Annotated in this window: 10 protein-coding genes, 1 other RNA gene and 1 pseudogene; 6 read left to right on the top strand and 6 right to left on the bottom strand. The window is 70.7% G+C overall.

The genetic code is table 11. From position 1 onward, the window contains the following. From ACESL7_RS06575 to ACESL7_RS06560, 4 genes are all read right to left on the bottom strand, one after another. The coding region (locus ACESL7_RS06575) for an ABC transporter permease (RefSeq protein WP_372892518.1) at positions 1–1,152 on the bottom strand (1,152 nt) is incomplete at its 3' end. Positions 1,153–1,221: 69 nt separating this feature from the next. Continuing rightward, a complete protein-coding gene (locus ACESL7_RS06570) occupies positions 1,222–2,307 on the bottom strand; it encodes a microcin C ABC transporter permease YejB (RefSeq protein WP_372892517.1) in 1,086 nt (361 codons plus the stop codon). Positions 2,308–2,314: 7 nt separating this feature from the next. Further along, positions 2,315–4,279 (bottom strand): extracellular solute-binding protein, encoded by a 1,965-nt coding sequence (locus ACESL7_RS06565; RefSeq protein WP_372892516.1) that lies wholly within the window; start codon positions 4,277–4,279, stop codon positions 2,315–2,317. A 195-nt stretch (positions 4,280–4,474) separates the two neighbouring features. Beyond that, positions 4,475–5,674 carry a c-type cytochrome gene (locus ACESL7_RS06560; RefSeq protein ID WP_372892515.1) on the bottom strand — a complete coding sequence of 400 codons (1,200 nt, stop codon included), beginning with the start codon at positions 5,672–5,674 and terminating at the stop codon, positions 4,475–4,477. A gap of 122 nt (positions 5,675–5,796) precedes the next feature. Here ACESL7_RS06560 and ACESL7_RS06555 point away from each other — a divergent pair, with 122 nt between their 5' ends. Further along, positions 5,797–6,636 (top strand): prephenate dehydratase, encoded by an 840-nt coding sequence (locus ACESL7_RS06555; RefSeq protein ID WP_372892514.1) that lies wholly within the window; start codon positions 5,797–5,799, stop codon positions 6,634–6,636. A gap of 6 nt (positions 6,637–6,642) precedes the next feature. Here the strand turns inward: ACESL7_RS06555 and ACESL7_RS06550 are convergent, their stop codons facing one another. Beyond that, positions 6,643–7,101, bottom strand: coding sequence for a hypothetical protein (locus tag ACESL7_RS06550; protein ID WP_372892513.1), 459 nt, complete (start codon positions 7,099–7,101; stop codon positions 6,643–6,645). A gap of 7 nt (positions 7,102–7,108) precedes the next feature. Then, complete coding sequence (gene nudC / locus ACESL7_RS06545; protein ID WP_372892512.1) at positions 7,109–8,074, bottom strand: NAD(+) diphosphatase; 966 nt, start codon at positions 8,072–8,074, stop codon at positions 7,109–7,111. Between the two features lie 164 nt (positions 8,075–8,238). Here nudC and ACESL7_RS06540 point away from each other — a divergent pair, with 164 nt between their 5' ends. The 5 genes and pseudogenes from ACESL7_RS06540 to ACESL7_RS06520 form a co-directional block, all read left to right on the top strand. Continuing rightward, positions 8,239–10,044, top strand: coding sequence for a 5'-nucleotidase C-terminal domain-containing protein (locus ACESL7_RS06540; RefSeq protein ID WP_372892511.1), 1,806 nt, complete (start codon positions 8,239–8,241; stop codon positions 10,042–10,044). 54 nt (positions 10,045–10,098) lie between these two features. Beyond that, positions 10,099–10,195, top strand: an RNA gene (gene ffs / locus ACESL7_RS06535) — signal recognition particle sRNA small type. Between the two features lie 150 nt (positions 10,196–10,345). Further along, positions 10,346–12,088 (top strand): DNA polymerase III subunit gamma/tau, encoded by a 1,743-nt coding sequence (locus ACESL7_RS06530; protein WP_372892510.1) that lies wholly within the window; start codon positions 10,346–10,348, stop codon positions 12,086–12,088. A gap of 87 nt (positions 12,089–12,175) precedes the next feature. Next, positions 12,176–12,520 carry a YbaB/EbfC family nucleoid-associated protein gene (locus ACESL7_RS06525; RefSeq protein WP_372892509.1) on the top strand — a complete coding sequence of 115 codons (345 nt, stop codon included), beginning with the start codon at positions 12,176–12,178 and terminating at the stop codon, positions 12,518–12,520. A 25-nt stretch (positions 12,521–12,545) separates the two neighbouring features. Continuing rightward, positions 12,546–12,694, top strand: a pseudogene (locus tag ACESL7_RS06520) (recombination mediator RecR); the annotation flags it as partial.

The following is a 12,694-nucleotide window of genomic DNA, read 5'->3' as shown; positions in this document are numbered from 1 at the left end:
CTGGAAGGTCTTTCTCGGGTCGAAGGCGTCGCGCACCCCTTCGAAGATGAAGACGAGCAGCGACAGCATGATCGCGAAGGTGAAGAAGGCGGTGAAGGCGAGCCACGGCGCCTGCAGGTTCTGCTTCGCCTGAAGCGTGAGCTCGCCGAGCGAGGGCGCCGAGGAGGGCAGCCCGAAGCCGAGGAAGTCGAGCCCCGCCAGCGTCGCGATGGTGCCGGTCACGATGAAGGGCAGCATGGTCAGCGTGGCCACCATCGCGTTGGGCAGCATGTGGCGGAACATGATCGTCCAGTTGCTGACGCCGAGCGCCCGTGCCGCGCGCACGTATTCGAGGTTGCGCGCGCGCAGGAACTCGGCCCGCACGACACCGACGAGCGCGGTCCAGCCGAAAAGCACGGTAAGGATCACCAGCAACCAGAAACTTCGCCCGAGGATCGCGAAAAGGATGATGATGATGTAAAGCGCCGGCGTCGCCTGCCAGATCTCGATGATCCGCTGGAAGATCAGATCCAGCAATCCGCCGAAGAATCCCTGCACCGCGCCCGCGACGATCCCCACTGTCGAGGCCAGCACCGTCACGATCAGCGTGAAGAGGATCGACAGGCGGAAGCCGTAGATGATCCGCGCGAGCACGTCGCGCTTGGTGTCGTCGGTGCCGAGCAGGTTCTCGCCGTTGGGCGGCAGGGGCGCGGCGCCGGGGCGGTCGACGACGGTGTTGTAGGCATAGGGAATCGGCGGCCAGAGGAGCCAGCCCTTCTCGATCGCGGAGCCGTTCACCGTGCCGTCCCCGGCATCCTCGATCAGCGCCTCGGGCTCCACGAAGCAGTCGCCGAGCCCGCCTGTGACGATCAGGCACTGCACCTCCGGATCGCGGTAGATCGCCTCGGTCTGGAAGTCGCCGCCGAAAGCAGCCTCGGAGTAGAACTGGAAGACCGGCATCCGGATCTCGCCGCGGTAGCTGACGAGGATCGGCTTGTCGTTGGCGATGAACTCGGCAAAGAGCGACAGCCCGAAGAGCACCGAGAAGATGATGAGCGACCAGTAGGCGCGGCGGTTGGCCTTGAAGTTGCGCCAGCGCCGCTGGTTGAGCGGCGAGAGCCAGCTGCGCTTTTGCGGCGGCGCGACCGGCGCGGGTGCCATGTGGCCGGGCATCCGCTCCTTGTAGGGCAGTGCCTCTTCGGTCGGGGTGGGGGTCACGTCCGGCGCGCGGTCCTGCATGGCTCAGCCCACCCGCTTCTCGAAGTCGATGCGCGGATCGACCGCGACATACATCAGGTCCGAGAGGATGCCGACGATCAGCCCGATCAGCCCGAAGATGAAGAGCGTTCCGAAGATCACCGGGTAATCGCGCGCCACCGCCGCCTCGAATCCGAGCCGGCCGAGGCCGTCGAGGCTGAAGATCGTCTCGATGATGAGGCTCCCGGTGAAGAAGACGCCGATGAAGACCGCGGGGAAGCCCGCGATCACGATCAGCATCGCGTTGCGGAAGACGTGGCCGTAAAGCACGCGTCGCTCGCTCGCGCCCTTGGCGCGGGCGGTGATGACGTATTGTTTCTTGATCTCGTCGAGGAAGGAGTTCTTCGTCAGCAGCGTCAGCGTCGCGAAGGCCGAGATCGTGGAGGCCGCCACCGGCAAGGTGATGTGCCAGGCGTAGTCCGCGATCTTGCCCCAGAGGCTCAGCTCCTCCCAGTTCTCGGAGGTCAGGCCGCGCAACGGGAATATCTGCAGGTAGCTCCCCCCTGCGAGCAGCACCAGAAGCAGGATCGCGAAGAGGAACCCCGGGATCGCGTAGGCCACGATGATCGCGCCGCTCGTCCAGTGGTCGAAGGGCGTGCCGTCCTTCACCGCCTTGCGGATGCCGAGGGGGATGGAGACCAGATAGGCGATCAGCGTGGACCAGAGCCCGAGCGAGATGGAGACCGGCATCTTCTCGAGGATGAGCTCGGTCACGCCGATCTTGCGGAAGTAGCTCTCGCCGAAATCGAGGCGCATGTAGTCCCAGAGCATGCCGAAGAAGCGCTCCAGCGGCGGCTTGTCGAGGCCGAACTGCGATTCGAGCTCCTCGATGAACTCCGGCGGCAGGCCCCGCGCGCCGGCGTAGCCCTCGAGCTCTTCGGCGGAGGCGCTTCCCGTGTCCTCGCCCGCGCCGGAGAAGCCCTCGAAGACGTCGCCCTGTCCCTGCATCTGCGCGATCATCTGCTCCACCGGCCCGCCCGGCACGAACTGCACCAGCGTGAAGTTGATGATCATGATCCCGAGAAGCGTCGGGAGGATCAGCAAGAGCCTGCGGAGGATATAGGCGCTCATGCCGGGATCACCTCAGTGCGCCGGCGTCGCGCAGCGCCTCGGCGCCCTCGGCGTCGTACCACCAGAAATCCAGCGTGCCGAGCGCGTAGGGCGGCATCTCCTCGGGGTGAGCGTATTGATCCCAGTAGGCGACCCAGTGGCTGTCGTTGTACCAGACGGGCACCATGAAGAACTCGTGCCGGAGCACCCGGTCGAGCGCGGTCAGCGCCGCCGCCTCCTCTTCGCGGCTGTCGGTGTCGAGCGCGGCCTCGATCACCGCGTCGACCAGCGGACTGGCGAGGCCCGCCGGGTTGAACAGGCTGAACTCGGCCTCGCCCGAGCCGTACATCTGCATGAGCCCGGTGCCCGCCTGCAGGAACGCGCGGTAATCATCGAAGATGAGATCGTAGTCCCTGTCGCGCGTGCGCTGGGTATACTGCGAGGGGTCGATCCGCTCCACGCTGATGTCGACCCCCATGCGTCCGAGGTTCTGCGCGAAGGTCTCGACGACCGATTCGAGCGTCGCCGAGGAGGATGACGAAATCGGGAAATCGAGGCTCAGCGCCTCCCCGTCGGCGTTGCGGCGCACGCCGTCCTCGTCCACGGCCCAGCCCGCTTCGTCCAGTAGCCCCATCGCCCGGCGCAGGTTGCGCCGGTCCACGAGCCGGTCCTCGCTCGAGCTGTGCGCGCGGCGCGCGGGCTCCTCCAGCACGGCGGCCGGGATCTCGACATTCTCCAGCGACTGCAGGAAGTCGAGCTCCGCGCCCTCCGGCGGCCCCTCTGCCATGAGCGGCGTATCCTGCACGAAGGAATGGCGCTGCTCGAAGAGCCCGTACTGAAGCGAATCGTTGGTCCACTCGAAGTTGTAGGCCAGCGAGATCGCCTCGCGGACGCGCTTGTCCTGGAAGATTTCCTCGCCGAGGTTGAAGACGATCCCCGTGGGTGTCGGCGGCGTCCCGTCGGGCAACTCGTCCAGCACGACGTGTCCATCGTCCACCGCGCCGAAATCGTAGCCCGTCGCCCACTTGCGGGAGTTGCCCTCGGCGCGGAAGGTGTAGACACCCGCCTTGAAGGCCTCGAAGGCCGCGTTGTCGTCGGCAAAATACTCGACGTGAATCCGGTCGAAGTTGTGCCGTCCCTTGTTGATCGGCAGGTGCCAGCCCCAGTAGTCCGGATTGCGCCGGTAGGTGATGGAGCGGTTCGCGTCCACCTCCTCGATCACGTAAGGTCCCGAGCCCACCGGCGCCTCGAGCCGCGGCTCGTCGAGACGCGCGCCGGTCTCGTCGAACCAGGCCTCGGACCAGATGGGCACGCCGCCCACCTGGTCGATGAGCGAGCGCCGCGAGATCCCCTCGGCGAAGGTGAACTTGACGGTGTGGTCGTCCAGCGCCTCCGACGAAAGGACACGGCGGCTGACGGCCTGCGCGTAACTCGGAAGCCCCTGATCCAGCAGAAGCTCGTGGCTGAAGACCACGTCGTGCGCCGTCAGCGGCGTGCCGTCGGAAAACCGCGCCTCGGGGCGCATGTGGAAGATCGCCCAGGTCTTGCCCGGGTCATGCTCCACCTTCCACGCCAGAAGCCCGTAGGATTCGCCGATCCGGTCCGCGGGCAGGCCCGCGCCGCTGGCCGGCATCTCGCCAAGGAGCGACTCGTACATCATCCACGAGTAGCGCCCGGCGCGCCCCCGGCGCGAATAGGGGTTCATCGAATCGAAGGTGCCGGGCGCCCAGAGCGAAATCTCGCCGCCCTTCGGCGCGTCGGGGTTCACGTAGTCGAAATGCTCGAAATCCGGCGGATAGCTCAATTCGCCGAAGAAGTTGTAGCCGTGGCTGACCACGACATCGTCGGCGCCCTGCTCCAGCGCCGCCTCGCTCGGCTCCGGCGTGAAGCGCGGCGTCTCCGGCTGGCTCCAGGCGGCGCCCGCCAGCGCCGCGATCGCGGCAGCAAGGGCGAGGCGGGGGCGCGGCGCGCAGGCGCGGTCGGATACGGGCATGGGGCGGGTCCTCCGGGTGCCGGTCACGGGGGCGATGGTCTTCGAGAAGATGGTGCGCATACGCTAGATTGCCATGCACGGGCGGTTCAAGTTGCGAATGCGTGAGCCGAGCGGGATGCGCCGCGCCCGGCGCAAACGAAACCCGCCGCGCCCATGGCCCGGGCGCGGCGGTCTGACGTGCGGCGCGGGCGGCGCTCAGTCCTGGAGCGACTCGAGCCAGGCCACGAGGTCGGCGCGATCCTGCATGTCGCGCAAACCGGCATAGGCCATCGACGTACCAGGGGCATAGTCGCGCGGCGCCTCGAGCCAGGCGTTCATCTCGTCCACGGTCCACTCGCCCTCGGGCAGCGCGCCGGAGTAGCGGAAGCCATCGACCGAACCGATCTCGCGACCGATGACGTCCACGAGATGCGGGCCGACGCGGTTCTGCTCCTGATCCGCGACATGGCAGGCCTGACACTGGCGGAATACGGCCTCACCGTTGTCGACGTCGCCATTCGCCACGGCCTGCGCGAACTCGGACATCTCGCCACCGTCGGCGGCCTCGTCCTCGGTGGCGTCGGCGGTCTCGGTCTCTTCCCGTGCGTCCGACTCGGCCTCGGCCTCCTCGGCGGCGCCCTCTTCGGCGGCGTCCTCCTCGGCGGCGCCCTCTTCGGCGGCGTCCTCCTCGGCCGGCGCCTCGGTGTCGGCAGCCGCCGTTTCCGTTTCTTCCGTGGCAGACGCGTCTTCCTCGGACGCGGCGTCCTCGCTCGCCGGCGCCTCGTCTTCGGCGGCCGCCTCCTCGGTCTCCGTCGCCTCCTCCTCGGCAGGTGCCGCGTCGGCCGCGTCCTCAGCCGACGGCAGTTCCGCGCCCTCGGTGAAGCTGTAGATGTAGGCGATCACGTTGGCGCGATCCTCGTCGTCCTTTACGCCACCGTAGGCCATCGAGGTGCCCGACGCCCAATCCTGCGGGGCTTCCAGCCATGGGTCGAGGTTTTCCCACGTCCACTCACCCTCTTCGGGCAGCGCGCCGGAGTAGCGGAACCCGTCGACCGCGGCGATCTCGCGGCCGATCAGCTCGTTGAGGTGCGGGCCGACGCCGTTGCGCTCGTCCTCGATCGCGTGGCAGGCCGCGCACTGGCGCCAGACGGCCTCGCCGGCGGACGCGTCCGCCTGCGCGACCAGATCGACGAACGCCGTCTCGGTCTCGGCCGTCTCGTCGGCTTCGCCGTCCTCGGCCCCGGAGTCCGCGGCATCCGCCTCTTCCTCGCCTGTGTCGATCACATAGGCGGCAGTATCTTCGCCGTATGTGCCGACGCGGTAGATCGACTCGGCCGCCCAACTCCCGAGGAGAAAGACGAGCAGGGCCCCGCAGAAGCCGCCGAGAACCTTTGTGAACGTCATGGTGTCAAGCATGGGTCGCCGTCTCTCTCCCGCTATCCGTCGCGCGGTATCTATAGGGTTCCACCCTCGGGGCGCAAGGTGTAGAGGGCGCGACCAAATGGCCCCTCGCGGGGGGATCTTTTACGGACAGGGACATGACCGCACGCATCGCGTTCCAGGGCGAGCCCGGCGCCTACTCGCATCAGGCCTGCCACGACGCCCGGCCGGAGCTCGAGGCGCTGCCCTGCCGCACCTTCGAGGATGCCATGGAAGCGGTGCGCGACGGCTCGGCCGAACTCGCCATGCTGCCCGTGGAGAATTCCACCTTCGGCCGCGTGGCCGACATCCACGCGCTGCTGCCGGGGTCGGGGCTGCACATCGTGGACGAGGCATTCGTGCGCGTGCACATCAATCTTCTCGCCCTGCCCGGCACGCCGCTCGCGCGGATCGAGCGCGCGATGAGCCACACGATGCTCCTCGGGCAGTGCCGCAACTTCCTGCGCGCGCACGGGATTCACCGCGTCACGGGCGCCGACACCGCCGGCTCGGCGCGCCACGTGGCCGAAGCGGGAGAGCCCGCGCTCGCGGCGCTCGCCGGCGACCTCGCCGCCGAGATCTACGGCCTCGACGTGCTCGCCCGCCACATCGAGGACCAGAGCACCAACACCACCCGGTTCCTCGTCATGGCGCGCGAGCCGGACCTCGCCCGGCGCGGCACGCATGGCATGATGACCAGCTTCGTCTTCCGCGTGCGCAACATTCCCGCGGCGCTCTACAAGGCGCTCGGCGGCTTCGCCACGAACGGCGTCAACATGACCAAGCTGGAGAGCTACATGGTCGGCGGCTCCTTCCACGCGACGCAGTTCCATGCCGACATCGAGGGGCATCCCGACGACCCGGCGGTCCGCCTCGCCCTCGACGAGCTCGACTATTTCACCGACACGCTGACGATTCTCGGCGTCTATCCGGCCCATCCGATGCGGCACGAACGCTGAGGCCGCTCAGCCGGCGTGCCCCTCGAGCCGCCGGGCGTAGGCGTCGAGCCGCGCGGCGAGCCCGTCCTCGATGCGCTCCCGGCGCAGCCGCGCCGCCTGCAGCGCCACCCGCCCGGCGAGGCCGCGCGCCTCGGGCGCGAGGGCGACGCGCAGGTGCGTGCGCGCACCGGCGCCCGGCATGAGCACCAGCCGCGTCCGGGCGGTGAGCGCCTCGCCGCGGCTTTCGAACAGCAGGAGCCCCGGCCGCTCCACCCGCGCGAGGCGCACGATGATCGCATGGTGCCGCCCGGCGAGCGCGAAGGCGAGGCGCCATCGCGCGCCCAATTCGAGCGCGGGCGTGTCGTCGAGCCGCGTGACCTCGAGCGCGCGATGCCGGGCAAGGTGCTCCATGGGCGGCAGGGCCGAAAGCGCATCGAAGGCGTCCCCGGGGGAAAGCGCGATCTCGGTCTGCGCCGCGAGCTCCATCGCGCGCTCAGTCCAGACGGTCGGCGAGCCACGCGCGCAGCAGGAACCCCGCGATCGCACCGCCCCGCGGCGCGGTCAGGCGGGGGTGCACGCCCGCGAAGACGTCCTGCAACTCGCGCCGCGTGATCCAGATCGCATCCTCGAGCTCGGTCGGATCGACGCGGATCTCGCCGCTCGTCGCCTCGGCGTGACAGCCCAGCATGAGCGAGGAGGGAAAGGGCCACGGCTGGCTCGCAAGGTAACCGACGCGCCCCACGGCGATGCCGCTCTCCTCGGAGACCTCGCGGCGCACGGCGGCCTCAACCGTCTCGCCCGGCTCGATGAAGCCGGCGAGGAGCGAATACATCCCCTCGGGAAAGCCCGGCGAGCGCCCGACGAGCGCGTGTTCGCCGCGCGTGACCAGCATGATGACCACCGGATCGGTGCGCGGGAAATGCGCCGCGCCGCAGGCCGTGCATCGGCGCATCCAGCCGGCCCGCTCCGGTGCGCTCGGCCCGCCGCAGCGGGCGCAGAAACCGTGGCTGCGGTGCCAGCCGAGCAGCCCCCGCGCCGTCGCCGCGAGTTCCGCGTCGCGCGGGCCGAGGGTCACCATGTGCGTGCGCAGCTCGGCGAAAGCGTGATCCTCCGGCAGCGCAGGGTGGCGTTGCTCGCTCGGGTCGGCGAAGGCGCCGAGCGTCTCCGGCAGCCCTTCCGGCGGGTCCCATGCGGACAGATCGGCCGCAAAGACGGCGGCCCCGTCCTCGCAGCCGAGAAGCAGATCGGTCGGGGCCTCCGCGAGCGCCGGATGATCGAGCGGCAGCCGCGCCAGCCGATCCCGCGCCGCCCCCGCGACGAGGGGCTTGCCGCGCCAGAGCGCGACCGCGCGCGTCCGCGGATCGTGGCGCATGCGGTCAAGCGCCGCCGCATCGGTCCGCAACGCATCCGCCCGGTCGAGGGCCGAGCCACCGAAAGTCACCTGTTCCGCGATCCGCATGGGCGCGGGCTTCGCACGCCGGGCCGGCCGTGACCAGAGGTGAAAACGCCCGTCACGCGCGCGAAAATGCAACCGAAGGTTGAACGCTCGACGCGACGGGGCTAGTCTGCCATGGATGGCAATCGTTGCCTGCGAAACCTATCCGAGGGGCTCATCGGTCCGACGTGAAGCCCGACACCGAGATCTTCGGCCGGCTCCGTGCCGGCGAGGCGCATCTGCGCCTGATCGCGACGAGCGATCTGCACGGCAATCTGCTCGGCTACGACTACCTGTCAGACTGCCCCGCGCCGGGCGCCGGCCTCGCCGCGCTCGCGCCGGTCATGGCACGGCTGCGCACCGGGCCGGGGGCCACGCTTCTCTTCGACAACGGCGACATCCTGCAGGGGACGCCACTGGCCGAAACGGGCACGCAGGCCGAGGGGCCGATGCCGGTGGCCGAGGCCCTCCGGGCGCTCGGCTACGATGCCGCGACGCTGGGCAACCATGATTTCGATTTCGGCCTCGCCGCCGCACGCCGCTTCGCGGCCGAGGCGGCTGCGCCGGTGGTGCTCGGCAACGTGGCCGGCGCGGACGGCACGCCCTTCCTGCCCCCCTTCGCCGTTCTGGAGCGCGAGATCGCCGATGGCGCAGGTGCGCGGCATCCGCTGCGCGTGGGGGTTCTCGGCCTCACGACGCCGGGCGTCGCGCGCTGGAACGCGCATCATTTCGGCGCCGATCTGCAGGTCGAGGACATGGCCGCGGCCGCCCGCCGCCGCATCCCGGAACTGCGCGCGGCAGGGGCGGAGGTGGTGATCGTCCTGGCCCACGCCGGCATCGACCCCGAGGCGACCGCGCTGGAGGCGGAAAACGCGGCGCTCGCGGTCGCCGAAGTCGAGGGGATCGATGCGCTCGTCGCCGGGCACACCCATCTCGCCTTTCCGGGCCGGGACCACGCCGCGGCGCCAGGAGTCGACCCGGCCGCGGGGCGGCTGCACGGTGTGCCCGCGGCCATGCCCGGCGCGGGCGGGCGGTCCCTCGGCGTGATCGAACTCGCGCTCGCCCGCGACCGCGGCCGATGGCGCGCCACCGGGGGCCACGGGCGGCTCGCACACGCTGGCGGAGATGCGGGCGCCGCGCCCCTGCTGAACCGGCTGGCCCCCGCGCAGGCCGCCACGGTCGCCCGCATCCGCCGACCGGCGGGCCGGAGCCGTGTGGCCCTTCACACCCATTTCGCCGCGCTCGGTCGCGCCCCTGCAGTGCAGGCGGTGGCCGAGGCGCAGCGGCTCTGGCTTGCCGAAGCGGTTCAGGGCACGACCTGGGAGAGCCTTCCGGTCGTCTCCGCCGCAGCTCCTTTCCGGGCGGGCGGGCTGGCAGGACCCGGGCATTTCACCGACATCCCCCCCGGTCCGCTCCTTACCCGTCACCTGAACGAGCTCTATCCCTTCCCGAACGAATTGCGCGCGCTCGTGGTCACGGGCACGGACCTGCGGCGCTGGCTCGCGCGCGCCGCGGCGCTCTTCGGCAGCGTCGCGCCCGGCGCACGGGACGCCCCGCTCCTCGCGGCTGGCGCGCGGGGCTACATGCTCGACATGATCGCGGGGGTGACGGCCGAGATCGACCTGGCCGCGCCGCCCGAAGACCCGGCGCGCCTGCGCCGGGTGGTGCGCGACGGGCAGGAGGTCGCGCCGGATGCGCGCTTCCTGCTGGCCACGAACAGCCACCGCCTTGGGGCCGGGGAGGCGCCGGCAGAGGCCGTCGTGCCCCTGCCCCGGCGCGTCGCGAATCGGGAGACGCTCGACGCGCTCGCCGCGCGCGGGCCGCTCGATCCCGACCCGACGCCCGCCTACGCCTTCGCGCCGATGCCGGGGGCGACCGCCGTGCTCGCCACCACGCCCGCGGCGCGGCGCCACCTCGACGCCATCACGTCCTTCGCCCCTGAGGATATGGGCACGGACGGGGACGGCTTCCTGCGCCTGCGCCTGCATCTGTGAACGCGGCGCGCCCGGCCCTTGCGGGCGCGCCGCCGCGTCGTTACATCCGGCATTGAGAGGTTGGTGCGGGCAAGCGCCTCGCCAACCCGGTCAGGTCCGGAAGGAAGCAGCCGTAACGAGCCCCGCTTGGGTCGCTTGCCAACCTCTCACCCCGTCGCGGCGCCGGGCCGCCGCGCCAGCCCCTCCCCCAGGATGCGCGACCGCAAGGATCTCGCCGAGGTGCCCCCGAGGTGGCGGTGGAACTCGCGGCCGGCGCCCCCTAGTCTGACGGCGTCCGCGAATCCCCGAGGAGCGAGCGAGCATGTCCGAGACGCAGACCGGCGGCTACCAGGTTCTCGCCCGGAAATACCGGCCCGAGACCTTCGCCGATCTCGTCGGGCAGGACGCGGTCGTGCGCACGCTGGAGAACGCCTTCAGGGCCGACCGCATCGCGCAGGCCTTCATCATGACCGGCATCCGCGGCACGGGGAAAACCACCACCGCCCGGATCATCGCCAAGGGGCTCAACTGCATCGGCCCGGACGGCACCGGCGGGCCGACCACCGCGCCCTGCGGCGTCTGCGAGCACTGCACCGCGATTTCCGAGGGCCGGCATGTCGATGTCCTCGAGATGGACGCGGCCTCCAACACCGGCGTCGGCGACGTGCGCGAGATCATCGAGTCGGTGCGCTACCGCGCCGCATCGGCGCGCTACAAGGTCTACGTCATCGACGAGGTGCACATGCTCAGCACCTCGGCCTTCAACGCGCTCCTCAAGACGCTGGAGGAGCCGCCCGAGCACGTGAAGTTCATCTTCGCCACAACCGAGATCCGCAAGGTGCCGGTGACGGTGCTGTCGCGGTGCCAGCGATTCGACCTGCGCCGCATCGAGCCCGAGGTGATGACCGGGATGCTGCGCCGCATCGCCGCGGCCGAGGGCGCGGAGATCGAGGACGGCGCGCTCGCCCTCATTGCCCGCGCGGCGGAGGGGTCGGCCCGCGACGCCACCTCGCTTCTCGATCAGGCGATCGGGCATGGCGAGGGCGCGACCACCGCCGAGGAGGTGCGCGCGATGCTCGGCCTCGCCGACCGGGGCCGGGTGCTCGACCTCTTCGAGCGCATCATGGAGGGCAAGGCCGACGCCGCGCTCGAGGAGCTTTCCGCGCAATACGCCGAGGGGGCGGACCCGGCGGCTGTCCTGCGCGATCTCGCCGAGATCACGCACTGGATCAGCGTGGTGAAGGTCACCCCCGGTGCCGCCGACGATCCCACCGTCGCCCCCGAGGAACGCCGCCGCGGGCAGGAGTTGTCCGAGCGGCTGCCGATGCGCGCGCTCACGCGCATGTGGCAGATGCTGCTCAAGGCGCTCGAGGAAGTGGCGATCGCGCCCAACCCGATGATGGCCGCCGAGATGGCGGTGATCCGGCTCACGCATGTCGCCGAGCTGCCCGCGCCGGAGGACCTGCTGCGCCGGCTGCAGGATCAGCCGCCGCCCCCCGGCCCGGGCAGCGGCCCGTCCGGCCCCGGCGCGCCCCCGCGCGGCCCCGCGGTGCAGGGCACCGCCCCGCCGCAGGCGCCCTCGGCCCCGCCGCAGGCGCCCTCGGGCGGCCCGCAGGCCGCGCTCGCCCCCGCCGAGGCGCCCGAGACGCTCTGGGCCTATCCGCGTTTCGAGGACGTGGTGGAGCTCATCCGTGCGCAGGGCGAACTCAAGCTCCTCTACGACGTGGAACACTGCCTGAAGCCAGCCGCCTACCGCCCCGGACGGATCGAGGCCGAACTCACGCCGGATGCACCCGACGGGCTGATCCCCGAGCTCGCACGCCGGCTGAAGGAATGGACCGGCGCGCGCTGGTCGGTGACGGTCGTCAACGAGGGCGGCGGGCCGACCGCCGCCGAGGCGCGCGCGGCCGCGCTCCACGGCCATCCCCTCATGCAGGCGGTCTACGCCGCCTTTCCGAAGGCGAAGGTGACGGCGGTCCACCCCGCCCCGACCGCAGCCGAGGCCGCCTCGGAGGAGGCGCTGCCGGAGGTCGAGGAGGAGTGGGACCCCTTCGAGGAGGACTGACCACGCCCTGCCCGGCCCCTGCCTTGCCTGGCCCGCGGCGCATACGTATCTAGACCGCAACGCAACCCACCACCGGGAGAGCCTGAGATGTTCAAGGGACTGGGCCAGATGGGCGACATGGCCAAGATGATGCAGGCCGCCAAGCAGATGCAGGAGCGCATGGCGGAACTGCAGGAAGAGATGAAGGCCATGACCGTCACCGGCGAGGCGGGCGGCGGGCTCGTCAAGGCCGTCTCCACCCTCAAGGGCGAGCTCACCTCGCTCGACATCGACCCCTCGATCTTCTCGGGCGAGGACAAGGAGGTGGTCGAGGACCTGATCCTCGCCGCGATCAAGGAAGCGCAGACCAAGGCCAGCGATGCCGCGCAGGAGCAGATGCAGAAGCTGACCGAGGAGATGGGCCTGCCCGCCGACATGAAGCTGCCGTTCTGAACCGGCCCGCCCGCGGCGCCGGCGCATGACCCAGCCCAGCGAGATCGAACGCCTCATCGAGATGATGGCGAAGCTGCCCGGCCTCGGGCCGCGCTCGGCCCGGCGCGCGGTGCTGCATCTCGTCGCGCGCCGCGAGGCACAGCTCGGCCCGCTGGCGCGGCAGATGCAGGTGGT

The sequence above is a fragment of the Rhodosalinus sp. genome (assembly GCF_041685465.1).
Classification (GTDB): Bacteria; Pseudomonadota; Alphaproteobacteria; order Rhodobacterales; family Rhodobacteraceae; genus Rhodosalinus.
Note: the sequence above shows the minus strand (reverse complement) of the source record. Positions and strands in the feature narration are given on the sequence as shown.